Annotated in this window: 23 protein-coding genes; 11 read left to right on the top strand and 12 right to left on the bottom strand. The window is 58.0% G+C overall.

Annotated elements, in window-relative coordinates:
- Window positions 1-173: 173 nt before the first annotated feature.
- From KEHDKFFH_RS19110 to KEHDKFFH_RS19120, 3 genes are read right to left on the bottom strand one after another with little or no spacing between them, the layout of a single operon-like run.
- Window positions 174-1,556: a sodium-dependent transporter gene (locus KEHDKFFH_RS19110; protein ID WP_104323380.1), complete on the bottom strand. Its 1,383-nt coding sequence runs from the start codon at window positions 1,554-1,556 to the stop codon at window positions 174-176.
- Between the two features lie 55 nt (window positions 1,557-1,611).
- Window positions 1,612-2,799, bottom strand: a complete 1,188-nt coding sequence (locus KEHDKFFH_RS19115) for an amino acid aminotransferase (RefSeq protein ID WP_104323381.1) — start codon at window positions 2,797-2,799, stop codon at window positions 1,612-1,614.
- On the bottom strand, window positions 2,792-6,310 hold the full coding sequence (locus tag KEHDKFFH_RS19120) for an indolepyruvate ferredoxin oxidoreductase family protein (RefSeq protein WP_104323382.1): 3,519 nt from the start codon (window positions 6,308-6,310) through the stop codon (window positions 2,792-2,794). The genes KEHDKFFH_RS19115 and KEHDKFFH_RS19120 overlap by 8 nt, the downstream gene beginning before the upstream one ends.
- A gap of 157 nt (window positions 6,311-6,467) precedes the next feature.
- Here KEHDKFFH_RS19120 and KEHDKFFH_RS19125 point away from each other — a divergent pair, with 157 nt between their 5' ends.
- Window positions 6,468-6,947, top strand: a complete 480-nt coding sequence (locus KEHDKFFH_RS19125; protein ID WP_104323383.1) for an Lrp/AsnC family transcriptional regulator — start codon at window positions 6,468-6,470, stop codon at window positions 6,945-6,947.
- Between the two features lie 90 nt (window positions 6,948-7,037).
- Here KEHDKFFH_RS19125 and KEHDKFFH_RS19130 read toward each other — a convergent pair whose 3' ends face one another.
- The 3 genes from KEHDKFFH_RS19130 to KEHDKFFH_RS19140 form a co-directional block, all read right to left on the bottom strand.
- Window positions 7,038-7,244: a cold-shock protein gene (locus KEHDKFFH_RS19130; RefSeq protein WP_008176018.1), complete on the bottom strand. Its 207-nt coding sequence runs from the start codon at window positions 7,242-7,244 to the stop codon at window positions 7,038-7,040.
- 202 nt (window positions 7,245-7,446) lie between these two features.
- Window positions 7,447-11,202, bottom strand: a complete 3,756-nt coding sequence (locus tag KEHDKFFH_RS19135) for a DUF1631 family protein (protein ID WP_104323384.1) — start codon at window positions 11,200-11,202, stop codon at window positions 7,447-7,449.
- A gap of 143 nt (window positions 11,203-11,345) precedes the next feature.
- Window positions 11,346-12,317, bottom strand: coding sequence for a ribonuclease Z (locus KEHDKFFH_RS19140; RefSeq protein WP_104323385.1), 972 nt, complete (start codon window positions 12,315-12,317; stop codon window positions 11,346-11,348).
- A 138-nt stretch (window positions 12,318-12,455) separates the two neighbouring features.
- On the opposite strand from KEHDKFFH_RS19140, the gene KEHDKFFH_RS19145 reads away from it, so the two are divergent.
- Both KEHDKFFH_RS19145 and KEHDKFFH_RS19150 read left to right on the top strand, forming a co-directional pair.
- Entirely contained in the window at window positions 12,456-13,301 is an 846-nt protein-coding gene (locus tag KEHDKFFH_RS19145) for a crotonase/enoyl-CoA hydratase family protein (RefSeq protein WP_241956567.1), read from the top strand.
- A complete protein-coding gene (locus tag KEHDKFFH_RS19150) occupies window positions 13,302-13,922 on the top strand; it encodes a CPBP family intramembrane glutamic endopeptidase (RefSeq protein ID WP_192875815.1) in 621 nt (206 codons plus the stop codon).
- Here the strand turns inward: KEHDKFFH_RS19150 and KEHDKFFH_RS19155 are convergent.
- Window positions 13,913-14,332, bottom strand: coding sequence for a DUF2721 domain-containing protein (locus KEHDKFFH_RS19155; protein WP_104323387.1), 420 nt, complete (start codon window positions 14,330-14,332; stop codon window positions 13,913-13,915). The two genes, KEHDKFFH_RS19150 and KEHDKFFH_RS19155, sit on opposite strands and share 10 nt — an antisense overlap.
- Window position 14,333: 1 nt before the next feature.
- Window positions 14,334-15,224 carry a LysR family transcriptional regulator ArgP gene (locus KEHDKFFH_RS19160; RefSeq protein ID WP_104323388.1) on the bottom strand — a complete coding sequence of 297 codons (891 nt, stop codon included), beginning with the start codon at window positions 15,222-15,224 and terminating at the stop codon, window positions 14,334-14,336.
- A gap of 88 nt (window positions 15,225-15,312) precedes the next feature.
- Between KEHDKFFH_RS19160 and KEHDKFFH_RS19165 the strand changes: the two genes are divergently transcribed.
- From KEHDKFFH_RS19165 to KEHDKFFH_RS19175, 3 genes are all read left to right on the top strand, one after another.
- Window positions 15,313-15,918, top strand: a complete 606-nt coding sequence (locus KEHDKFFH_RS19165; protein ID WP_104323389.1) for a LysE/ArgO family amino acid transporter — start codon at window positions 15,313-15,315, stop codon at window positions 15,916-15,918.
- A 115-nt stretch (window positions 15,919-16,033) separates the two neighbouring features.
- Window positions 16,034-16,507, top strand: coding sequence for a DUF4442 domain-containing protein (locus KEHDKFFH_RS19170; protein WP_104323390.1), 474 nt, complete (start codon window positions 16,034-16,036; stop codon window positions 16,505-16,507).
- A gap of 145 nt (window positions 16,508-16,652) precedes the next feature.
- Window positions 16,653-17,672 carry an Acg family FMN-binding oxidoreductase gene (locus KEHDKFFH_RS19175; protein WP_104323391.1) on the top strand — a complete coding sequence of 340 codons (1,020 nt, stop codon included), beginning with the start codon at window positions 16,653-16,655 and terminating at the stop codon, window positions 17,670-17,672.
- A gap of 14 nt (window positions 17,673-17,686) precedes the next feature.
- Here KEHDKFFH_RS19175 and KEHDKFFH_RS19180 read toward each other — a convergent pair whose 3' ends face one another.
- From KEHDKFFH_RS19180 to KEHDKFFH_RS19190, 3 genes are all read right to left on the bottom strand, one after another.
- Window positions 17,687-18,067 carry a ribbon-helix-helix domain-containing protein gene (locus KEHDKFFH_RS19180; RefSeq protein WP_064227500.1) on the bottom strand — a complete coding sequence of 127 codons (381 nt, stop codon included), beginning with the start codon at window positions 18,065-18,067 and terminating at the stop codon, window positions 17,687-17,689.
- Window positions 18,068-18,117: 50 nt separating this feature from the next.
- Complete coding sequence (locus KEHDKFFH_RS19185) at window positions 18,118-18,687, bottom strand: DJ-1/PfpI family protein (protein ID WP_104323392.1); 570 nt, start codon at window positions 18,685-18,687, stop codon at window positions 18,118-18,120.
- Window positions 18,688-18,773: 86 nt separating this feature from the next.
- Window positions 18,774-19,442, bottom strand: coding sequence for an SOS response-associated peptidase (locus KEHDKFFH_RS19190; RefSeq protein ID WP_104323393.1), 669 nt, complete (start codon window positions 19,440-19,442; stop codon window positions 18,774-18,776).
- Between the two features lie 72 nt (window positions 19,443-19,514).
- On the opposite strand from KEHDKFFH_RS19190, the gene arfB reads away from it, so the two are divergent.
- Window positions 19,515-19,928: an alternative ribosome rescue aminoacyl-tRNA hydrolase ArfB gene (gene arfB, locus KEHDKFFH_RS19195; protein WP_014576363.1), complete on the top strand. Its 414-nt coding sequence runs from the start codon at window positions 19,515-19,517 to the stop codon at window positions 19,926-19,928.
- Here the strand turns inward: arfB and KEHDKFFH_RS19200 are convergent.
- Window positions 19,925-21,001: an alpha/beta hydrolase gene (locus KEHDKFFH_RS19200; RefSeq protein WP_104323394.1), complete on the bottom strand. Its 1,077-nt coding sequence runs from the start codon at window positions 20,999-21,001 to the stop codon at window positions 19,925-19,927. The genes arfB and KEHDKFFH_RS19200 overlap by 4 nt on opposite strands.
- 106 nt (window positions 21,002-21,107) lie before the next feature.
- Between KEHDKFFH_RS19200 and KEHDKFFH_RS19205 the strand changes: the two genes are divergently transcribed.
- The 4 genes from KEHDKFFH_RS19205 to KEHDKFFH_RS19220 all read left to right on the top strand — a co-directional run bounded on the left by KEHDKFFH_RS19205 (window position 21,108) and on the right by KEHDKFFH_RS19220 (window position 24,383).
- The gene (locus KEHDKFFH_RS19205; protein WP_241956562.1) at window positions 21,108-21,434 is read left to right on the top strand and encodes a putative signal transducing protein; all 327 of its coding nucleotides are present in this window, start codon (window positions 21,108-21,110) and stop codon (window positions 21,432-21,434) included.
- Window positions 21,435-21,500: 66 nt separating this feature from the next.
- Entirely contained in the window at window positions 21,501-22,193 is a 693-nt protein-coding gene (locus tag KEHDKFFH_RS19210) for an SDR family oxidoreductase (RefSeq protein WP_064227204.1), read from the top strand.
- A 6-nt stretch (window positions 22,194-22,199) separates the two neighbouring features.
- Window positions 22,200-22,742 (top strand): RNA 2',3'-cyclic phosphodiesterase, encoded by a 543-nt coding sequence (gene thpR, locus KEHDKFFH_RS19215; protein ID WP_104323396.1) that lies wholly within the window; start codon window positions 22,200-22,202, stop codon window positions 22,740-22,742.
- A gap of 72 nt (window positions 22,743-22,814) precedes the next feature.
- Complete coding sequence (locus KEHDKFFH_RS19220; protein ID WP_104323397.1) at window positions 22,815-24,383, top strand: bifunctional GNAT family N-acetyltransferase/carbon-nitrogen hydrolase family protein; 1,569 nt, start codon at window positions 22,815-22,817, stop codon at window positions 24,381-24,383.
- The last annotated feature ends 19 nt before the right edge of the window (window positions 24,384-24,402 follow it).

Raw genomic sequence — 24,402 nt, forward strand, 5'->3', positions numbered from 1 at the left:
CTGACCATCTCGAGTTCGTGTTGTTGCGGGGACGGCTCTTTGAGCATGGGGCAGCCTCTGAAAAGTCGATGCCCCAATTACAACAAACCCCCGCCTTAATGGCGAGGGTTTGTCAGCAATCTGAGCCCGGTGAAGTTCACCGGGCTTTTGCGGTCAAGGGTGCCTCGTTACCGTCAGACGAGGTTGTAAAGGAACACTACGGCGATACCGGCCGGCGTTAGATATCGGAGTACGAACATGAACGCCGTGTAGCTGCCTCCCTGCAGACCAATATCGGCAGGTAGTCCCTCACGTTTCATCGCCCATCCGGCAAACAGGGCAATGGCCAGTCCGCCCAGGGGCATCATCAGGTTGGACACCAGGAAGTCGAGCAGGTCAAACACCGTCTTGCCCTCGAAAAACGGGATGAAGCCGAGCGGGTGCACGCTGTCCCAGACGTTGAACGACAATACGGTACCGATACCGATAACCCAGATTGCCAGGCCACCACCAAGTGCGCTTTTCGCCCGGCTGACGCCTTTGTGTTCTTCCAGCCATTCCACCACCGGTTCCAGCATGGAAATGGCCGAGGTGATGGCTGCGACCAGCAGCAGGGCGAAGAAAATGGTGCCGAACAGCGCGCCACCGCTCATCTGGCCAAAGGCCAGTGGCAAGGTTACGAAGATCAGACCGGGTCCTGCGCCGGGCTCAAGACCATTGGCAAATACCAGCGGAAAGATGGCCAGCCCCGCAAGAAGGGCAACGCTGGTATCCACCACGGCAATGGTCATGGCGGTCCGCGCAATGTTTACGGTTTTTGGCAGGTAGGAGCCATAGGCCATCAGAACACCAATACCGATACTGAGCGTAAAGGCGGCATGGCCCAGGGCCGTCAGAACACCAGCGGTGGTCAACTTGCTGAAGTCCGGCGAGAACATAAAGCTTACAGCCCGGCCAAAGCTGCCACTGTTCATGGCATAGATCACCATCGCAATCAGCAGCAAGAACAGCAGGGGCATCAGCATGTTCACGGCTTTCTCAAGCCCGGAGCGAATCCCCCGGCCAACGATAAACACCACGATGGCCATGAACACGGAGTGCCAGAGCAACAGTTCCCAGGGGTTGGCCAGCAATCCGCCGAACTGGCCGCCAATGGCTTCGGCATCGGCACCGGTAAAAAGTCCAGTTGCGGCCTTGCCGATATAGACCAGAGCCCAGCCGCCAATCACAGCGTAGAAAGACAGCACCAGGAACGAGGCGATCACGCCATTCCAGCCAATGGCTCTCCAGCCCCTGGCGGTGCCTTCAGTTTTGGTCAGCGTACGCATGGTGGCCACAGGGCTCTGGCCACCCCGGCGGCCTATCATGGTCTCGGCAATCAGAACCGGTACGCCGATCAGGAAGATACAGGCCAGGTAAATCAGAACGAAGGCGCCGCCACCGTTCTCTCCGGTAATGTAGGGAAACTTCCAGATGTTCCCCAGGCCGACCGCTGAGCCAGCTGCAGCCAGGATAAAGGCCATCCGTGAAGACCAGAGGTTATTGGCCTGCTGGTGTGGTTGGGTACTCTCACTCATTTTTCTCTCCGGCTAATTGTTTTTGTCGGATTAATGGTTGTGGTCTAAAAAGTATTTACTTGCCTAGAACCTCGCGCAGGGCTGAAGCCACTTGTGGCAGAACCCGATCGTTCAGTCCGGCGACGTTTACCCGGCTGCTCTCCAGCATGTAGATGCCGTGTTCTTTCCGTAATTGGCCAACCTGCTCCGGGCTGATTCCCAGGAATGAGAACATGCCTCGCTGGCGGGCGATGAAGTCGAAGTCGCCCACCGGCGCGAGTGCCTCTGCAAAGGCGTGTCGCAGGTGCAGGATGCGCTCGCACATGCCGCCAAGCTCCTTTTGCCACTGGGCCCGCAGGTCGTCATCGCCGAGGATGGTCTCCACAATTGAGGCGCCATGGGCCGGCGGCATGGAATAGTGGGATCGGATGACACTCAGCAGCTGGCTGGTGGCGGCCGCATTCACAGTCGCCGTTTCTGAAATCAGGGCGAGGGCGCCGGTGCGCTCCCGGTAGAGCCCAAAGTTCTTGGAGCAAGAGGCTGCGATCAGCATTTCCGGTACCGCACTGGCCAGATGCCTCAGGCCGGCCGCATCCGCATCCAGGCCTTCACCAAGGCCCTGATAGGCCATATCCACGAAGGGCAACAGGCCCTTACGCTGGATCAGGCTGGTCACTTCCTGCCACTGGGCGAGGCTCAGGTCGGCGCCCGAAGGGTTGTGGCAGCAACCGTGTAGCAGCACCACATCGCCCGGGTCGGCCTGTTCCAGGGTTTCCAGCATGGCGCCGAAGTCTACCTGCAGCGACTGTGGATTAAGGTACGGATATTCGCGAATAGTCAGGCCCGCGCCACCAAGAAGCGGCAAGTGGTTGGCCCAGGTGGGCGTGCTGACCCAGACTTTTGTGTCCGCCTTGCACAGGCGCAGAAACTCGGCCGCCATACGCAGGGCGCCACAGCCGCCCGGTGTCTGGATGACGGATACACGGCCGTCACGGACCAGCGGGCTGTTGCTGCCCAGGATCAACTCCGCCATGGCGCTGTTGAAGCCGGCAGAACCGGCAGGCCCCACGTAGCTCTTGGTGGTTTCTCCTTCAAGCAGGCGACGCTCCGCTTCGTGCACGGCGGCCATGATAGGCGTATTGCCCGCATCGTCCTTGTAGACACCGATGCCCAGATCCACCTTGTCCGGACGATTGTCCTCACGGAAGGTCTGCATCAGCTGCAGGATCGGATCCTGGGGCAGGGGCTGGAGTGTTTCAAACATGGTTTGCCTCCTCGTCGGCCTGTTGGGTTCGGATCAGGGTCGGGCGACCGGTGTCCAGCGCCTTGGTCAACTGTGTCTGCTTTTCACGGATGCTCTCTGCCGCCTGTTCCCTGACCGGGCCGTAGCCCCGGACATCAGCGGGCAGCTCGGCAAGCTGCAGGAAGGTCTCGTAGTTGCTGGCGTTGAGTTCACGGCCGATTCGCGCAACCAGGTTCTGGTAGTCCTTCAGCATGGCGCGGTCCAGCTTGCGGTCTGCGGAGTAGCTGAATGGGTCCATCGCGGTTCCACGCAGGCCGCGAAGCTTGGCCAGCAGTCGGAACGCCCGGAACATCCAGGGGCCAAACCGACGCTTTTTCGGGCGACCCTGGGCATCGGTCTCGCCGCTAAGCAGGGGCGGGGATAGGTGGAAGTGAACCTTGAAGTCTCCCTCGAAGGTTTCATTAACCTCTTTCATAAAGTCGGTTTCAGCAAACAGCCGGGCCACTTCGTACTCGTCCTTGTAGGCCATGAACCGATACAGCTGCTGGGCCACTGCACGTGACAGCAGAAGATTGGTTTCACCGAGGGCTTCCTCGGCCTTGCGGACCAGGGCAACGCTGTCACGGTATTGGTCGGCCCAGCGCTGATTCTGGTAGTTAACCAGATGCCTGTGACGGGTGTTGATCAGCTCATCCAGGGTTGGTTCGGGCTTGATCTCAACGACCTGGGCGGTATTGTCGTCCAGCAGATCCGTCACGGCGTTCAGATCCACGGCCGCCAGTCGGCCCCAGCCGAAGGCTTCCTTGTTCCGCTCGATGGCCACGCCATTGAGCTCGATGGCCTTCATCAGAGCCGCCTCCGAGAGCGGCAACAAGCCTTTCTGCCAGGCGAACCCAAGCATCATCACATTGGAGAATACGGTGTCCCCCATCAGTTTCTCGGCGATGCCATTGGCGTCCAGCTGATCAAAATGATCCGCGCCCACGGCGTCCTGCAGCAAGCCAAGTCGTTTGTCGGCTTTCATATCGGCGTCCCGGAAAAGCACATAATCGGCGGTTGGAAGCTCCGCTTCATTGGCGACAATCCGGGTGTGGTTTGGCCTCAACACGCTCAGGGCTTTCTGGGAAGATGCCACCACCAGATCACAGGCGATGACCGCATCGGCCTGACCATTGCTGATCCGTACCTGATGGAGCTTGTCCGGTGAAGGTGCCATGCGCACATAGCTGAGCACGGTACCGCCTTTCTGGGCAAAGCCCATGAAATCCAGTACCGAGGCACCACGGGATTCCAGGTGCGCCGCCATGGTGATCAGCTGGCCGACAGTCACCACGCCCGTACCGCCAACACCGCCCACGAGCAGATCGTAGGAGCCGGTCATTTCCGGCAATCTGGGCGCCGGAATGTCAGCCAGCTTGCGGGTGAGCACCGAGCCGGTGTCAACGCCCCGGGATTTGCGCAACTGACCGCCTTCAATGGTCACGAAGCTGGGACAGAATCCGTTAACACAGGAGAAGTCCTTGTTGCAGGAGGACTGGTCAATCTTGCGCTTGCGGCCCAGTTCGGTCTTGCGCGGCACCACCGAGAGACAGTTGGACTGCACCGAGCAGTCGCCACAGCCTTCACACACGTGATGGTTGATAAAGGCCCGCTTTGCCGGATCCGGGAACTGCTTGCGCTTGCGCCGGCGGCGCTTCTCGGCGGCACAGGTCTGGTCGTAGATCAGCACGGTACAGCCAGGGATGTCACGCAATTCGCGCTGCACCTGGTCGAGCTCGGACCGATCGTGGAAGGTGACACCCTTGGGAAACAGGTCGTGATGGCCATCGTATTTCTCGGGCTCATCGCTGAGCACAACAACCCGATTCACCCCTTCTGCGGCCATTTGCTGGGCAATTCTGTCGACGGTGATCTGTCCGTCCACAGGCTGACCGCCAGTCATGGCCACGGCATCGTTGAACAGGATCTTGTAGGTAATGTTGATGCCGGCAGCTACCGCCTGCCGGATAGCCATGGAACCGGAATGGAAGTAGGTGCCTTCACCCAGGTTCTGAAATACGTGGGGGTTGCCGGTATAACGGCTCTTGCCAATCCAGTTGACGCCTTCGCCGCCCATCTGGATCAGGGACTCCGTGTTCCTGCCCATCCAGGACGCCATGAAGTGGCAGCCAATGCCGGCCAGGGCCTTGCTGCCCTCAGGGACCTTGGTGGAGGTATTGTGGGGGCAGCCCGAGCAGAAATAGGGCATACGCTTGACGCCGCCCGGATCCTGAGCCGTGGTCATGGCACTGATTTCAGCCATGCGCTCGCTGAAGTCCACCTCGAAGAAGCGACCAAGTCGGGCCGCCAGGAAGCCGGCAACCAGTTTCGGGCTCAACTCTCCAACGTACGGGATCAGCGGACGGCCAAGCTCATCCTGTTTGCCGGTAATCAGAACCTCGCCGGGGCGATCCGGTTCGGACATGTATTCCTTGATCTGGCTCTCGATGATGCCGCGCTTTTCCTCGATCACCAGCACCTCTTCCTTGCCGTGAACGAAGTCGAGGATACCGCGGCGCTCGAGGGGCCAGACCATGCCAACCTTGTAGATGTCCAGCCCCATGTCCCGGGCCTTGTCTTCATCAATGCCCAGCAGATCCAGGGCCTCAAGCAGATCGAGGTGGCCCTTGCCGGTCGTGACAATGCCGAAGCGGGCCTTCTTGTTCTCGAACAGGCAACGGTCAATACGGTTGGCCCGGGCAAAGGCCTGAACAGCCGCGAGCTTGTGCTCGATCCGGGTTTCCAGTTGCGGTCCCGGCAGGTCTGGCCAGCGGTAGTGAAGGCCGCTCTCCGGCGCAGTGAAATCATCCGGGGTAACAAATTCCGGCGTTGGCGGGATTTCCACAGAGGCAGCGCTTTCCACGGTTTCCGAGATTGCCTTGAAGCCGACCCAGCAGCCGCTGTAGCGGGACAGAGCATAACCCCAAAGCCCGAACTCCAGGTACTCGGCGATGTTGGCCGGGTTGATGGTGGGCATGAAGAAACTCATGAATGCCACATCGGACTGATGGGGCATGGACGACGACACGCAGCCGTGGTCATCACCTGCCACTACCAACACGCCACCATGGGGCGAGGAGCCATAAGTGGTGCCGTGTTTCAGCGCATCGCCGGCACGGTCCACGCCCGGTCCCTTGCCATACCAGAGACCGAAAACCCCATCCACCTGTCGGTCTTCGTCGGTTTCCACCTGTTGGGTACCGAGCATGATCGTGGCGGCGAGGTCTTCGTTAATGGCGGGCACGAAATCGATCCGGTTCTCGTCCAGCAGATCCTTGGTCTGCCAGAGCGCCTGGTCGACGGCACCCAGGGGGGAGCCTCGGTAGCCACTAACCAGGCCGGCGGTGTTCAGCCCCTGTTTGCGATCCAGGGCGGCCTGCATCAGGGGAATCCGGACCAGGGCCTGGGTGCCGGTCAGGAAAACCCGACCAGATTCGCGCAGGTAACGGTCTTCGAGTTTGTAATCGTCGAGTTGTGGGGTATCGGCGGACATGTTGCCCTCCTTTTTGTCGATTTTATGACCAAAATTCTAGAGGTAAGTCCGCAAAAGGTGCTTGCGTATTGGGTAAGGGTTTTGGGGATTTGCGAAAGGATGTTTGATAAATGACAATAAGGCGAAAGAACCTTTGATAAAAATCAGGTGTTACCAAATGAAACAGGTAGAGCTGGACAAACTTGATCGGAAAATCCTTTCCGTACTGCAGCAGGATGGGCGCATCAGTAACCAGTTACTGGCAGAACATGTGGGGTTGTCTCCGGCCGCTTGCTGGCGTCGGGTGCGGACACTTGAGGAAGGCGGTGTGATTCAGGGATACAGCGCGAGAGTGGATCCGGAACGTATTGGTCAGGGGCTGTGCGTGCTCGTCAATCTGTCACTTCAGAGGCATAACATCGATAGCACTGCGGAGATTGAGCGGCAGGTTAGCAGCTACCCGGAGGTGCTTCAGTGTTTCGCCGTGACTGGTAATGCCGATTTCGTGCTCAGGGTCATCGTCCCGGACATGGCCAGTTACGATCGCTTCCTGAACGAAAAGATCTTCACCCTGCAGGGCATTGCCCAGGTAAATTCAAACTTTGCGTTGCGGGAGATAAAGAATACCGAGACGATCCCGGTGGAAGGCATTCAGTAGGTTCAGGACGGGTACCTGAACGAAAAAAGGCAGCCGAAGCTGCCTTTTTCTAAACGTGTCGTCTGCTATTTGCAGAGCATCTCTTTATAATTAAAGAGCGACTACGTTTTCCGCCTGAGGACCTTTCTGGCCCTGGGTAACGGTGAACTCGACCTGTTGGCCTTCAGCCAGAGTCTTGAAACCGCCGCCCTGAATGGCGCTGTAGTGAACGAAAACGTCCGGGCCGCTTTCGCGAGTGATAAAGCCAAAACCTTTTGCTTCGTTGAAAAACTTAACGTTGCCGGTAACTGTAGACATAATATACTTTCCTGAATTCAATCTTTTAATGTGCCGTCAGATCATCTTGTGATGCCTGATCAGCGGTATGCGGAAACAAAAAACTGGCGTGATCAAAAACAGGACGTGCTACTTGTTACAACTGAGCGGTCTTATTGATGAAATGCTTTGCTAAATCTTTCCAACAAGGCTCACTGTACTCTCCCTGCCGGAGAATGCAAAGCTATTTCTTGTAGGCATAAACCGGGGTGTGGTTTTTTCTGTTACCCAGGGTTTCGAGCCTGCGAGGTTTGGCAATGGCGAAACCCTGTGCGTAGTCCACCTGAATTTCCTTCAGGGTGTCCATGATTTCCATATCCTCGACGTATTCGGCAATGGTCTGCAGGTCGAGGAAATGGCACAACTCGTTGATCGAGCGCACCATGGCGTAGTTGGTCAGGTTAGTGGCCATCTCTCTCACGAAAATGCCGTCAATTTTGACGAAGTCCACTGGCAGCTTCTGCAGGTAGGCATAGGATGACAAGCCGGTGCCAAAGTCATCCAGGGCGAACCGGCAATTCAGGCGCTTCATTTCACGCATGAAATCGGAAGCAAAATGGAGGTTGGCCACGGCGGAAGTCTCGGTTACCTCAAAACAGAGCTTGTGGGCCAGCTCCGGATTCGATCTGAGGTTGGATTCCAGGCCGAGCATGAAACTGTCATCGCTTAAAGAAGCGCCCGAGAGGTTGACGTTCAGAGTGGCGATTTTGTCCAGCGCCTCCGGATTGTCGCGCATCCAGGCCATTACTTCGGAAATGACCCACAAATCAACCCGCGTACTGCGTTTGAATTGTTCGGCCGCCTCAATATAGCCCTGGGGCGAGATTTCCTTGCCAGCGCTGTCTTTCAGGCCAAGCAAGAGTTCATACATCTTGCCTTCGCCGCTTTCCGGAGCAAGTGCAACAATTGGTTGGGCCCGGAGATAGAGGCTGCCGTCGCGGATAGTCCGGTCGATTTCCGTGACCCACTGAGGTGTGCCAATCTGTGACTGGTCCCTGTTTCCCCTCGCCAGTTCAATCCGGTTTCCGCCCAGCTTCTTTGCTGCCTTGAGCGAGAGGCTCGCTTGATTGAGAAGATCGCCGGGGGAGTGAGCGGCACCAGTAACCGGGCGGATACTGATGCTTACCGTTGCCTTGTATTCCGCCGGCCCATGCTGGAAAACCTGCTGCTCGAAGTTTCGACGCAGGGATTCTGCGAAATCCAGGCAGTCCTCCGTGCTGATGTTATTGATGAGCACTGCGAACTCGTTTCCGCTTATCCGGCCAACGTGTGACTCTGAGAAACGGGACTCGCATACTTCCCGAAGCGTGTCCGCAACGTATTTTAATAAGGTGTCTCCGGCTTCCGCACCATAGGAAGCGTTGATGACACTGAACTCGTCTATATCCAATACCATCAGGGCGGAGGCGCTGTCTTCCGGAGATGATGGTGCCGTGCTGATCAGTCCCGACATCTGTTTCTCGAAGTCATGTCGATGCATGCAGCCGGTCAGGGCGTCGTGGGTCGCCTGGAAATTCAGCTTCTGGTAGACGTCCTCAACAATGCTGAACAGGCCTTGATCAAGAAACGGGATGTCGCCATCTTCAACCAGCCAGGCCTCGCCCTTGGCGAGTTTCTGGACAAACTCGGGGAACTCGTAACTGACCTCACTCATGCCTTTGGGCGAGAGGAAGACAAAGCGGAGCGAGTCTTCACCACCCCAAACCAGTCGCAACCGGCGTGTTTCGCCGCTGTCGAGCCGCACTTCGACCCAGTCGCCGACGACAATGTTTTTCGCCCTTGAGACCCACCGGCTGTCTTCAAGCTCTGGAGGTAATGTCAGCGGCGCCTCATCGTCGTCGCCGTACTCTTCCACCCAGGTGGTCTCTGCCTCCCCATGGCCCTGAAGAATGGCGGATAACTCGTCTATCACGGGGCGGATTCGTGAGACATCACCGGCAGTTCTGAGCTCCCGTTCAATGAACTGCAGCAAGACACTGCTTTCAAGTTCTCTTTCAAATGCCAGCTCTTCGGAGGTGCAGGCAGGAGACAGCCAGGCCTGGAGCTGCGCCACTATGCCAATGAGCTCTTCACAGTGTCGACTTTCCGGGCCTTCCCGCAACATTGTCAGAACGATCAGTTGCTCCCAGCCCGCCTGCAGAAGACGGATCAGAACTTTCGGAACCTGCCGGCCGCCAAGGAGCGCGTTCACCCTTTGCCTGGCCTGCTTACGAGTCTTGCGCAGGCGCTCCTTGCCCTCCAGGGTTTTGGCCAGCCGTTCCGAATTCCGGATAAAAGACTGATCCTGTCGTTCTACAAGCTGTTGCAAACGGTGGCCCAGACTTTCCAGCAGTTCCGGATCTGATACTTCGATCTCTGTCAGTTCCTCAACAATATCGGCAACGGTCGCTTCCAGTTTCTTGCTCGATGCCCTTTCAGCAAGGCAGATGTGCATCAGGTTATTGATAATGTCCCGGGCAGGATGGTCGTCCGCATTCAGGAAGTCAGGTGTTTCAACCAGCGTTTCAAATACCGGCAGCCGAAGTTTTTGCAGTTGGTGGCGTAGCGAACCTGACAGCTCCTCGTGTGTTTTCAGCGGTGCAAACAACCGGTCCACCAAATTGGCCTTTTCCACCGCTGTGCGATCCAGAGAGCTTGCCAGGTCTGAGTCCGAATTTGCCAGTTCCTGGAGCAGCCCAGCCATATCCGGTTCGTCGTCGTGCAAGCGGGTCAAAAGCTCCCGGCGCCGGGAACGGAGGTTTTCTGAAAGCTTCGGATTCGGCTCCTCCCAGTCTGCGAGTTCGGAAGAGGGGCTTGCTTCCAGTGCCATCAATTGGAACAGGGAGCGTCCAGCCGACGGCATCTCTGATGTCGCATGCCCAACGTCTTCCGTTCCCGCCGTCTCGGCCGATGAGTTCTTCACCGTTCCAGTAGTTGAATCTGTTTCTTCTGATGGGCGGTCCCTGAGTGACCAGTTTGCCGGTAATTCGGTGATGTCCAAAGCTTCAAGTCCGGCCCGGCGGCAATCATTGATCAGGGAGCGGATTGCCGCGGGCCAGACTCTGCCCAGAGCGTTTTCCCAGGCCCGGTAGATGGTCAGGCGGTGCTCCCGTGCAATGCCCAGATAGTCGACCATGTATTGCAGGCAGACACACAGCGCCCGGGGTGTCAGTGGGTTATTGTCATCGTTGACGTCCTGCCGGAAAATCTGGTTCAGAAACTGGTTTAGCAGGAAGGTTGCGTCGGAATTTGCCTTGCTTATTCCCGTGGCAATGGCTTGCAAATCAAGCCAGTCTTCAAACTCGTGTTGTTGCAGCAGGTGTAACTCCTTGCCGCCGGCCCGGGACTCGGTGGCGGGTTCAAGAGTCGCCTGATTGGCCTGGAACTGGGCCTGGAAATCCTGGAGCATCCTCTGCTGGCGGCTCTGGAAGATGAAGCGCATATCCTTGAGGCGGGTGATCTCACGCAGCTCGGCCGCCTGTTCCAGGTCGACTTCAATACCCTCGAAGGTGCCCTCCATAAACTCCGGAAGTAATTGTTCCAGAAGTCGACGGCAATGCTGGTGGTAAAGTTGTTTCAGCGCAGGATCTGGCGCCGCTTCCGAAAGCCTGCTCCTGCCCGTGTGCTGAACCAGAAGATCAACTTCGCGCTTCAGGTCCGGGGTGATGCCCGCGATGTTGAGCGAAATGCTCTTGCCCCGACCAGCACGGACTGCGCCCTTTAAATGGATATGCTGCTTGTCATGATCGTTATCGAGGAAGACATGAAGATCTGCCTGCCCGGCGGCAGACGATGACAGTTGGTCCAGCACAGCGGGCGAAGTAAATTGCTTCAGGTCGAGGCGAAGCTCTTTGCTGTCCAGAGCCACGCTGTCAATCACACAGCCGCAAGGAATCAGGCCCGGTGTGACAACAACCGCATCCATGCCGAGTCTGGACTTTTTCGCGTTGGGCCGGGACATTGACCGCCTTCCTGAGCAGTGAAAAGTGAATCGATTTTCATTTTAACCCTGGGTGCAGTGTAATTTGAACTTCACCAAACGCAAAGTGAATCGACAAAAGCGACACACCTGAGGTCTTACACTAGCCTGAATGCACGACTGCATTATAGACGCTCAGTGGCTTTAAACATCAGATCCTTGCCCAGGGTATAGCGTGCGAAATCCCTGGCCAGATACAGGTTTCCACGATAAATACCTGTGGCTTCGGATTCGATCTCACCAATGTGCGGGTAGGCATCCGGATTGAACTGATATCGGGAGCTGAAATGGGTCAGCACGAGATTCGGCACGCCTGCGGCCTCGGCGAAGCGGGCCACCTGGGCCGCGGAGCTGTGTTGCGGCCAGGGGCCGACCCGGTCCGAGACTTCCTGGGTGTAGGTCGCCTCATGAACCACCACCTGAACATCAGTGCTCGCTTCCAGAAGCAGGTCTGGCTGATCGTTGTCACCGGCGACGATGACTTTGCGCGGTTTCCTGGCAATTTGAGTGTAGTCATCGCAACGGGCAAGACGACCGTCTTCCAACATCACATCCTGGCCCTGTTGCAGCCGGCCCCAGGCCGGACCGGCCTCAATACCATCCGCTTCAAGCTTGTCCCGGAGCAGCTGGCGTTCCAGATTCTTTTCAGTGAACACAAACGCCCGGCAGGACACTCGATGGGAAAGGGGAACGGCCGTAACCGACAGCACATCGTCTTCCCAGCGGAAATTCTCTGCTTCGGAATCGACAAATCTCAGTTCAAAGCTGAGGCTGGAGTCACTGTTGCCCAGAGCCGCCTCAACGAAGATTTTCACCGGACGGGGCGCGACCAGGTAGAGCGGGGCGGTTCGGCCAAGCATGGAGGCACTGGTGAGCAGCCCGGGGAGCCCGAAGGTATGATCGCCATGAATGTGAGTGATAAAGATGGCCTGCAGCTGCATCACCGAATGGCGCGTTCTCAACAACTGGTGCTGGGTTCCTTCCCCGCAGTCAATCAGGTACCAGTGTTTCGGTCCGCCGTGGCTCAGCGCCAGACCAGTCACATTGCGGGATTTTGTGGGCGTTCCGGCTGAAGTGCCGAGGAAGGTGAATTCCATACCAGGCCTTTTCGGGTTAACGTGTCGTCTCTCTGTCCGCCATAATACGAAGGTAGCAGATTTGAAAAACCATTAGCCGGGGCGACCGCTAATGAGTCGGTTTGCGACATACACATAAGGAGTGCTGTCTTGTCTGAATTGTCCAGTTACGAGAGTTTTTCTATTGAGGTCAAAGACCATATCGCCCACGTCCAGTTCAGCCGTCCTGAGGCCCTGAACACGATGAACAAGGCGTTCTGGCTTGAGTTACCCCGATGCATGCAGGATATAGAAGCCAATACTGACGCCCGTGTGATCGTGATTTCCTCTACCGGCAAGCACTTTTCGGCCGGAATGGATCTTGGCGTGTTCAGCGATCCCAAGGCTGTGCCCATGAATGGCGACCCCGGTCGCATGGCGGAAAACCTGCGCAGGGTCGTGCTGCAGTTGCAGGATACGCTGACCTCCCTGGAAAAAATTCGACTCCCTGTGCTGGCAGCCATCCACGGTGGCTGCATTGGCGGCGCTCTTGATCTGGTCTGTGCGGCAGACAGCCGTTATTGCACCGAGGATGCCTACTTCACCATCAAGGAAACCGAGCTGGGCATGACCGCTGACGTTGGCACGCTTCAGCGTCTGCCCAAACTGATGCCCGAAGGCGTGGTTCGCGAGCTGGCTTATACCGGCCGCAAGTTTTCCGCCACTGAGGCGCAGAATCTTGGCTTCGTGAACGCGGTCTACGCCGACCAGGAAGCCATGCTCGCAGCCGTTATGGACATTGCCGGTCAGATTGCCGCGAATTCCCCACTGGCCGTCACTGGCTGCAAGGAAATGCTCAATTACAGCCGCGACCACAGCGTGGAAGACAGCCTCAAGTACATGGCCACCTGGCAGGCGGGCATGTTCCGCCCGACGGATATGATGAAATCCTTCCAGGCCAAAGCCCAGAAGCAGGCGCCTCAGTATGACGCACTGTTTCCGGTGAAGCCCTTGTTCGATCAGTAAATGGCGCTGGGGAAACGACGAAAATCCGGTATCTCATCCAATGCCGCACTGTTATTCCAGGGCGGTATTGGCGTTATCGGACTAGTGGCCATGCTGCTATTCGGAATTCCGGTGCTGCTCGTCGGTCCGGGTCTGTGGCCGAGCATCCTCCTGGGCGCGCTCGGAGCCAGTCTTACCTACGCCGCTTTGCTTTTGCTTACGCGGGTTCCCGGCTTGTTCCCGGAGAACCTTGAGCGTCAGATGCAGGGTTTGTATGACTTTGCCTCCAGCTACTCCCCGGTGGTACTCATTCTGCTATCCCTGTTGGCTGGTGTTGGTGAGGAGCTGTTGTTCCGGGGCGCAATCCAGGGCTGGTTGATGGCAAATACTGACCCGGTGACGGCCGTGTTGGCAGCATCGGTGCTGTTCGGGTTGGTGCACTACGTATCGTTTACCTATTTTCTGGTGGCAACCGGACTCGGCTTGATACTGGGTGCAGCCTATGTGCTATCGGAAAGCTTGGTGCTGGTCATGGTCTGGCACGCCCTCTACGACATGATTGCCTTGTATTGCCTGCTTCGATTTCCACGCTGGTTTGGTGTCCGGATCGTCGATCCCGTCACAAACCGGCCTCACGAATAGTCCACATCTTCCCGACCGGCACTCTTGCGGGCCTCAAAGCTGGCCAGCTCAACGTTGATGGCATTGGTTGAGATCTGAATTTCATACAATGAGTACAACAGCGAGAAAGACAGCAGCACCAGGCTGGCACCGAACGCCACCACCCCCGGCAGGTCTGCACCCAGGAAAAGCAGGAACATGGAAACCGTACACAGGAAGAAACTGAGCACGCCGTAGGCCTGCATGCGTTTAGTCAGCACAATCCGTTTGCGCAACATGCCGATCTGCCGGGCGATCAGTGCGTGGTCTTCCTCGGTGTCCATCTGCTTGAGTTGGCGAATCAACTGCGCCAGCACCAGAAACCGGTTGGTATAGGCCAGCAACAGAAGTGAAATAGCCGGGAAGAGCAGGGCGGGCGTTGTCAGATCCAATCTAGTCTCCTTCAGGGGCGGAACGAATCAGGCTGGTTGAACGCAGGGCATTGGTCAGTCGGTCAATGACGCCTCCGCCATGGCGCCAGAAGTGCCAGTATAGCGGCACTTCGAGGGTTTGTTCCGGTGCGATGCTCACCAGTCGCCCGGACTCAATCTCCGGGCGGGCCTGCACTTCCGGAATCATGCCGTACCCCATACCCGCCAGCGCCAGTTTCACAAAACCTTCCGAGGAAGGGCAAAGGTGGTGGGGGAAGGTGCCGTGATAGCCGCACTGGGCCAGGAACCGGTGTTGCAGCTGGTCATTCGGCCCGAAAACGATCGCCGGAGCATTCTGCAGGCTGGTTTCGCTGAGGCCCTTTCCAAAATAGCGTTGAGCATAGTCCGGAGTTGCCAGGGGCATGTAGGTCATGGTGCCAATGGGCACGCATCGGGCTCCGGCAACAGGCTGGGGGCTGCTACACAGGCAGGCAGCGACATCCCCTTCGCGCATTCTGCGAAGGCCAATGTCCTGGTCCTCGACCACAAGATCCAGCAACAGAGTTTCCTCTGCGCAGAAATTGCCCACCGCGGCCGCCCACCAGGTGGCCAGGCTGTCGGCATTCAGAGCGATGCGCAGTCTCGCCGTGGGTTCCGAGAGCGCCGGAATGGACTTGGTCAGGTCTCGCTCCAGCAATTGTACCTGCTGAACGTGGTTGAGCAGCCGCTGTCCGGCCGGTGTGGCCTTGAGTGCCGGGCTGCGTACCAGAACCGGCTGCCCGAGCCGGATTTCAAGGGTGCGAATGCGCTGGGAAATGGCCGACTGACTCAGCCCGAGCGCCAGGCCGGCGCGTTCGAACCCGCCGCACTCAATGACCGTCGCCAGCGCTTCAAGCAATTTGTAATCAATCATAAGTAAAACTGATGCGGCATTATGAGTATGAATTTCAAGTATAGATGGAAAGCGGTAACCTTGCGCCATTCATTGAGGAGAAACCAACGTGCTTGAGAGTTACCTGACCGGATTGATTGTGTGTGGCGGCATTATTGTGGCGATCGGTGCACAGAACGCCTATTTGCTGAGCCAGGCAATCCGCCGGGAGCATCATTGGTGGTCAGCCGGACTCTGCATGGTGGCGGATGTCACCCTCTTTACCCTGGGAATGTTCGGCATCAGTGCCGCCCTGATGGCCATGCCTGAGGCCCTGGAGATTCTCCGGTGGCTCGGGGTGGCCTTCCTTGGCTGGCTTGCGATCCAGTCCTTCGTTCGCGCCAGCCGCGGCAGGGCGGCTCTTGAAGCGGGTGAGGCAACCAAAAGAAGTCTTAAGGCCGTGGTGTTCACCACCCTGGCAGTTACCCTGCTGAATCCCCAGGTTTATCTCGATACGCTGCTGTTGATCCCCGCTATTGGAGCCCAGCAGGAGGACGCGGCCACCTTTGTGGCCGGTGCGAGCAGTGCCTCGATTCTCTGGTTCGGGCTGCTGGCCTGGGGGGGCTCGGCGCTGGCCCCGATTCTCGCCCGGCCGCTGGCCTGGCGGATCATCGATGGTGTCATCGGCGTTATGATGGCCGCCATCGCCCTGCACCTCACGTTCAGTGGTCTTTGATATCGGTGGTCTTTAGTATTCAAACGGTCGTATGAATTTCTTGCATTGGCACGCTTCCAGTTGGAAGATAGCGTGCTATTGAATTTGCAGTCATTTTTACCACCGAGGATATTTGATGAATTCCACTGTACGTCGCTGGCTTGCCAGCGCCGGAGCCATGCGCCGTGTGCTGTCTACGTTTGCTCCCTATATCGGTGCCGGAATCCGGGTGACCCATATCGCTGAGGATTTCAGCTCGGCCCGGGTGGAGATGGGCCAGCACTGGTACAACACCAATTACGTGGGTACGCACTTTGGCGGTTCGCTCTACAGCATGGTCGATCCCATGTACATGCTGTTGCTGATGCGACGACTGGGCAACGACTACATCGTGTGGGATAAATCCGCGAGTATCGACTTCATCCGCCCGGGCAAGGGCAAGGTGATGGCCCGGTTTGAGCTGACCGATGAGCGTGTTGACGAGATCCGGGCTGCAACGGCACACGGGGATAAAATGCTGCCCGAGTGGGACGTGGAGATTGTTGATGAATCGGGCGAACTGGTAGCCCGGGTGCACAAAGTTCTTTACGTGCGGAGAAAAAAGGCCTGATCCAGGGAGCCTCAGGGCACACGCCGTTCAGAACAGGATGATCGGCAATTTGTTGATGCGGCTCAAGGAAACCAGAGGTGGTCGCCGGCTATCTTTTCCTCTCAGGCAGGAATAGTCTGTTACGAGACCTCTCGGGAGAGCTGAAATGAGCGAAGGAATACGCACGAATTCCATACCGCCAGATACTCTGGCGACCATCCTCGAAAGCGCGGTACTGGCACCGTCCAGTCACAATACCCAGCCCTGGCGTTTTGAGATCAGCGAGACCGGTGTTTCTTTGTTTGCTGACCGGCTGCGGGCCTTGCCGGTAAACGACCCGGACGACAGGGAGCTGACCATCAGCTGCGGGTGCGCCCTTTTCAATCTTCGGATTGCGGCCGCCCATGCCGGATTTGATGCCCACTGCACGCTTCTGCCGGAGCCCGGCGATGAGGATCTGCTTGCGACCGTCTCGTTTACACCTGTCTCCGGGGCGGAAGACCGGCAAACCGAGCTGTTCCAGGCGATTACGAGGCGACGGACGTATCGCAAGCGGTTTGAGCCAAAGCAGGTGCCTTCGAACGTGCTGAGCATTCTTGAAGAGTCGGCAGAGACCGAAGGGGCCTGGTTCCAGGTTCTGGACTCAGAGCATGCCCGCCATCAGGTGGCCGAGCTGGTGGCAGAGGGCGACGCTGCCCAGTGGTCCAACCCGAGCTGGCGACGGGAACTGGCCGCCTGGATGCATCCCCGCCGCAAGGGCGACGGTTTGACGGTTCCCGGGATGGTTGCGCCCGTGGCCCAACTGGTGGTGCGCACGTTTGACATGGGGAACGGAGTGGGTGCCAAAGACCGGCAACTGGCCGATGAATCCCCGGTGATTGCTGCACTGGGAACCGCCGGAGACGGCGTAGAAGACTGGCTGAAGGCAGGGCAGGCGCTGGAGCGGGTCTTGCTTCGGTCCCTCGGGCAGGGGTTGCAGGCGTCCTATCTGAACCAGCCCATTCAGGTTGCGGTGCTGCGGCCGAAGCTTCAACACCTGCTCGGCCACTCTGGTTTTCCCCAGATCCTGCTAAGGTTTGGCTATCCGGCCACGGATTTGCCTGCGGCTCCCAGACGTAATCTGCAGGAAGTCGTAGAAAACTCGGACGCACGGGCTATCAAGGCGAAACAGGCGAGCCGGCGATAACCGGTTCTTCCGCGTCAGTGTCTGGCTTTGGTGACCACTTCCGGTGTCGCTGGCTCACCGGGTGTGCCAGCGAGAATGCGGTCAGCATCAAGAGAGGCAATCGGCACCCGGGTATCCCTGGGAACATCGCCGCTCAGTTGCAACTCAAGGTAGCGGAGCGCACAGACCCGAAGGAAGGACGTGAAGTTGCCGAGATCGTGGCCGGCATCAATGGACTCGTGATAAAGCCGGGTGATCATTTGCGGCAGGTTCATGCCATCCCGTTCGGCCAGCTCGGCCAGTACCTGCCAGAAGGCGTTTTCCATCCGTACACTGGTCACCATGCCATCAATGCGCAGGGAATGAGTCCGGCTGACCCAAAGCTCCGGGTCGGCGTTGATGAAAAGCTTGCACATGTGGGCCTCCCGGGAAGCGATGAGGGGCCGGTGGGCTGGCCCCTCCTCCGTTACTGATCCAGCAATTTGAAGAATTGTGCCAGCCAGGCCGGATGAGCAGGCCACGCAGGCGCTGTTACCAGATTAGCATCGGTGACCGCCTGATCAACCTCGATACCGGCGAACGTACCGCCGGCCAGTTCCACTTCCGGTTGGCAGGCCGGATAGGCAGAGCATTTGCGCCCCTCCAGAACTCCGGCGGCGGCCAACAGCTGGGCACCGTGGCAGATCGCCGCCACGGGCTTGTTGGTCTCAAAAAAGTGACGAACCAGATTCTGCACGTCCTTGTTGAGGCGCAGGTATTCGGGTGCTCGACCGCCCGGAACTACCAGCGCATCGTAGTTCGCCGGGTCCAGTCCTTCAAAATCCGCATTCAGGGCGAATCGGTGCCCTGGTTTTTCGCTGTAGGTCTGGTCACCCTCGAAATCATGAATGGCCGTGGCAACCGTGTCGCCGGCTTTCTTGTCGGGGCATACAGCGTGAACCGTGTGGCCAACGGCCTGCAGTGCCTGGAACGGCACCATGGTTTCGTAGTCTTCGGTGAAATCACCGGTAATCATCAGAATCTTCTTCCCGCTCATGGCTGTCTCCTTGTGGTTGTCATGCCAAGTCCAGAAACAGTAGCAGCGTCAGTGGTGAGGCGGGTATTAGAGGATTACTACAGGCCTCAGGTCTCCCGGATCAGGTCCGGCGAGTTATGCCTGGGATTATTCACCTCCGGCGAAACGGGAACGGCTTTCAGCTGTTCAGGATCCAGGCGATGGGTGACCGACCGCACCTGAGACCGGTCTGAAATTTCCGGATTCAGCCAGTCCCTCAGGCAGGCCGGATCAAGCACCACGGGCTGACGGTCATGGATATGCTTCAGGTGTTCGCTGGCCGGTTCGGTGATGATGGCGCAAACGGTGGTTTCGTCACCTTCTCGCGGAGTCCAGAGGCCGGCGAAGAAAATCGCCGGATACTTCCCGGAATCCACTGGTGTTATGTAGTGGGGTTCCTTGCCGTGTTCCGTCTGCTGCCATTCGTACCAGCCGTTGGCAGGTATGAGGCAGCGGTGGTGGGCAAAGGCGTCCCGGAGGTATTTTGATGTCGCCGCTGTTTCCGCCCTGGCATTGATCGGGGCAGGGGCTTTTTCATCGGCCCAGGCCGGGCGGAACCCCCAGTGGGAGTGGGCCATGATCAGGCTGCCGGTCATGGTTTTCCGGATCATGGGAATGCCTGTGCCGGGAGGGATGTTGTAGCTGGGATCAAAATGCCCGTCCACTTCCATGCCCTCAGGAAAAAACTCGAGGATCAGGGTGTCCGGCGGTGTATAAAAGGTGAATCGTCCGCACATGGTCGTTGGTTGTTCCTTACTCGAATCCCGCTGCCGAAAGCCCGCTGTTCTGTATTCTGTTAACCTTAGCAGATGCTGAAATTATCCAACGCTGTTGAACTTGCCGACTGGGAGATCGAAATCACCCAGATCCGGGCCCAGGGTGCCGGTGGCCAGAACGTGAATAAAGTCGCCTCCGCCGTGCACCTGCGCTTCGATATCCCGAACTCCTCGTTGCCGCCTTTTTACAAGGAACGGCTGATGTCGCTCAATGACCAGCGCATCAGCAAGGAGGGCGTGCTGATCATCAAGGCGCAATCCTTTCGCACCCTGGAACTGAACAAGGAAGACGCCCTGGAGCGGTTGAAAGAGCTGATCCAGGAGGCGGTCAAACCCCGCAAGGCACGCCGGCCCACCAAGCCTACCCGCTCCTCCCAGCGCAAGCGGGTGGACAAGAAAACCAAAAAAGGCAAAACCAAGGCGTTGCGAGGAAAGGTTCAGGTTTAAGCCGAAGCCGAAGCCTGTGCCTCGCCTTGAGACTCCAGTTGCTCCAGGAACGCCTTGATGTCGTCGAAGGCCTCGTCCGCCTCCGGAAGCAAGGGCACGAAAATCTGCCATACGTGCACCATGCCGTGCCACGTGTGCAGGGTCACCGGAGAGCCTGCGGCTTCGGCCCGTGCTGCGTAACGCCGGGCGTTGTCCAGCAGCATCTCGGTATCACTGGCATGAATCAAAGTCGGCGGCAGGTGTTTCAGGTCGCCTCGAAGTGGTGAGGCAACAGGGCTGGTAGGAGAAACCCGAAACGCTGCCAGTGTTGCCCACCAGATGACTGGCAGGGGGATTTTTGATAACCCGCCAAAGGCCGGCCCCAGCAGGGGATCGGTACCAATGTTGTTGCGATTGCTCGGGGCAGTCAGGGTCAGATCCGTAGACGGTGAGAAGGCGATGGCGGCGTCTGCCTGGCGCAGCCCGTTATCCCGTATCCAGGCAATCAACCCCAGGGTGTGACTGCCCCCGGCAGAATCCCCGGCGACCACCATGAAATCTACCGGCTCGGCACCGTCGGGCCCGTGTTTCAGTAGCCATTTATAAGCCTCGCGACAATCCCGGACACCGTCCATGAACCGGTTCTCCGGCATCAGCCGGTAATCCACCGCAAACACTGCGGCACGGGTTATCTGCGATAACCGGTCGGTAATGGCCCGATGGCTTCTGGGGCTGCCAGCCGCCCAGGCGCCGCCATGAATGTACAGGATGCGGCGGCGGGTATCGCAGCCCGGGGCGAGAACCCATTCACCGCGTGGCGAGTCGCAATGGCGCAGTTCAGAGGCCAGTTCAACGCCTTCACTGAGCCCGTCCATGTGTTTGCGCAGTGCCATCAGCCGCGCCTTGCCGCGGAGGCCTTTCGAGGATTGTCCCAGTTCGCGGATGCGCCCCAGCACTTCCCGGTTGGCTTCGCTGGGTGTTGCGTCCTGTACCGGGTAATCATTCCGGTCCAGATGGGACAGATCCTCAAGCCGGAACAGAAGCAGTGTTGCGGCAACAATAAACACGATGATGGCAAGAATAATCCAGAGCATGGGTCTTCCGTATGTTATTGGCCCCACCGGGCAGGTCGAACTATCCTTCAGATGATACTCGCAGATTTGTCCCGGTTCTGCCCGGAACGGTCACAGAAGGAGTCGCGTGTTGCAAATTGCCTATCGGGCGCGAGACATTACCGAGGCCCATATTGTGGCTGGTCTGTTGGAAGCCAACGGTATTGAAGCCCATGTCGGTGGCCATTATCTCCAGGGTGCCTTGGGTGAGATCGGTGCTGCGGGTTTCAGCAACGTTCATGTTGATGACGAGGATCTCTACCGGGCACGGCAACTGGTGTCAGAGTATGAAGAGACGTCAGGCGGCAGTGTCAGCCGCGCTGCCAGTGATGAGGAGGACCGCCCTGACCACTACGCCCGCTGGTTTCTGCTGGCCCTGGCCATCATCGCTCTCATCCTCCTGCAGATCTACTGACTGATCGATCTGTTGTCAGCGGGCGTAGCCCTGGTCACACTTTCCAAGCAACAGGAGAAGAATCCTATGGCAGATCAACCTGTAATGCTGATCACCGGCGCGTCATCGGGTATTGGCGCAGAGACAGCGCGAGCGGCGGCGAAACAGGGGTATCGGCTGGTACTGGCCGCGCGTTCCGAAGACAAGCTCAAAGGCCTGCAACAGGAGCTGGGTGGCGAAGAAAAAGTATTGACGGTCCAGTGCGACGTCCAGAGCGGTGATGACCAGAAGAACATGGTCGATCAGGCACTGAAGACCTTCGGTCGCATTGATGCAGTGTTTGCCAATGCTGGCCGCGGTGGTGAGCCGGGCGGCTTCAGCGGCGCCGACCCCGAGGTCTGGAAGGATATGATTCTTACCAATATCTACGGTGTCGGTCTTACCCTTCAACACTGCATGCCAGCGCTCAGAGAGAGCAAGGGCCACTTGCTACTGACTGGCTCTGCGGCAGGCCGCGCCACCATCCCCGGTTCCATGTACAGTGCGACCAAGTGGGCGGTAACCGCCATTGGCTATGGTGTTCGTGAGGAGCTTCGGGGCTCTGGTATCCGCGTTACCCTGATCGAGCCGGGCATGGTGGACACGCCCTTCTTTGATGAACGTCCTGGCCACGCACTGAAGCCGGAAGACATTGCCAATGCGGTCATGTATGCCGTGGCGCAGCCGGCACATGTGGATGTAAATGAAATTCTTGTCCGGCCCACGCCCAAGGTTGAGTAAGCCGGTATGCCCCGGCTTTTCTTCGGACTGGAGCTTCCGCCTGAGATCAAGGACCGGTTGCTGAAGGTCCGGTCTGCGGTGCCGGGCGCAAAATGGCAGGGCGCGGCGCAATTGCATATCACCCTCCTGTTTCTGGGGACGGTGAGCCAGGAAGATCTTGAAGCCCTTGCCGGTTCTGCCCGCAGCATCAAGTCGGAGCCCTTCCTGCTCGACGTTGCCGGCGTGGGTTGTTTCGGTCAGCCCCAGAGACCGAAGAATCTCTGGGCCGGTGTTCAACCGGAGGCGCCGGTTGCTGCTCTTAACAAGACTCTCGGGGCGCGGATGGAGAAGTTCGGTTTTGGCGCCGAAAGTCGGGTGTTTCGCCCGCACATCACCCTGGCTCGTTTCAAACGCCAGGCGGGTTCTGTTGAACCTTTGTTGGTTGAATATGGTGACTCTGGGTTCGGCCAGTTCCAGGTTACTGAATTTGTGCTTTTCGAAAGCAAACCTGGCCCCGATGGTTCCGTGTATTCCGTGATTGAGCGCTTCCCCCTGAGGAATGGCGGTTAGCGGATTTGTCTTGACGAAACACCGTCAGCGCACCAAAGATGGAACCAAATCAACGCCTTTCCTGAGGTGTCTATGTGTCCCCCGTTTTCCGATCCTGATCAGCGCCTGTACGTCCGCAATGCCACGCTGGCGGACATCCCTGGCATCATCCAGCTCAGCCGCCGCGTTTACGAAGGCACTGGCATGTATGGCTACACCAAGGGGCCTTTGACCGGGCAGATCAATACCTTTCCCGATGGCCAGTTTGTCGCCATGCTGGGCGACACCGTGGTGGGTTACTGTGCCACGTTTCGGATTGCCGAAGAGATCGCTTTGTCCGCCCACGACTGGACCTCTATAACCGGTAACGGCTACGCATCGCGCCATGATCCCGAGGGTGACTGGCTATATGGCATGGAGGTGTGTGTTGATCCGGAATGCCGCGGCTACCGCATCGGGGAGCGACTGTACAACGAGCGTAAGCAGTTATGCCAGGCCCTGAATCTGCAGGGTGTGGTATTCGCCGGGCGGTTGCCGAGCCTGCGCCAGCGGCTGAAGAAATTCACTAGCGTTGAAGAATACGTCGAAGCCATCCAGAGCAAGGAACAGAAGGACCCGGTGCTGTCGTTCCAGCTTCATCAGGGCTTCGAGGTGCACGGCATCATTCCGCATTACCTGGACGCCGACCACGATTCCATGGGCTACGGTATTCATCTGGTCTGGCGAAATCCGAAAGTACCCCAGACCGAGAAAAACGGGCGCAGGAAACGCTATGGTCAGCGCATGCGCGATACCGTGCGAATCGGCACGGTTCAGTACCAGCAACGCCCGGTAGGGTCTTTTGACGAATTCAGCGAGATCGTCCGCTATTTCGTGGATGTTGTATCCACCTACAAAGGCGATTTTGTGGTGTTTCCGGAGCTGTTCACCCTGCAGCTGCTTTCCATTGAAGCCCGCAAGGGCAGCCCCGCCGAGACCTTTGCCGCAGTCACCCACTACGCGGAGCGCTATCGCGAACTGATGCGGGATCTGGCTCTGCGCCACAACATCAATATTGTCGCCGGCTCAACGCCAGTCCGTGAGGAAGACGGCACCATCCGGAATATGGCGTATGTGTTTCTGAGGGATGGCCAGGTCTTCAGTCAGCCCAAGATCCATCCAACACCCAACGAGGCGTTCTGGTGGAACGTTCAGGGCGGCAACCGGGTCAGCGCGATCGAGACCGACTGCGGCACCATTGGTGTGCTGATCTGCTACGACGCGGAGTTCCCGGAATTAACCCGCCACCTGGTGGACCAGGGCGTGCATATCATCTTCGTGCCTTTCTGCACCGATGAGCGGCAAAGCTACCTGCGGGTGCGTTACTGCTGTCAGGCCCGGGCGGTGGAGAACCAGGTGTACGTGGTGATGTCCGGCAACGTAGGCAATCTGCCGAATGTGCCGAACATGGAAATCCAGTACGGCCAGAGCTGTATTCTCACACCATGTGATTTTCCCTTTGCCCGGGATGGCATCGCCGCCGATACGGAACCCAACGTGGAGACTGTTGCCTTTGCTGATCTTCGTCCGGAGGTGCTGATCACCGCTCGCAACAGTGGTACCGTAAAAAACCTGCAGGACCGCCGACACGATCTATACAGCGTGACCTGGCGTGGTGAGTGAACTGAGTCGACAGGAGTGT

Origin of the sequence: Marinobacter maroccanus (genome assembly GCF_002933275.1) — a bacterium.
Lineage (GTDB): Bacteria > Pseudomonadota > Gammaproteobacteria > Pseudomonadales > Oleiphilaceae > Marinobacter > Marinobacter maroccanus.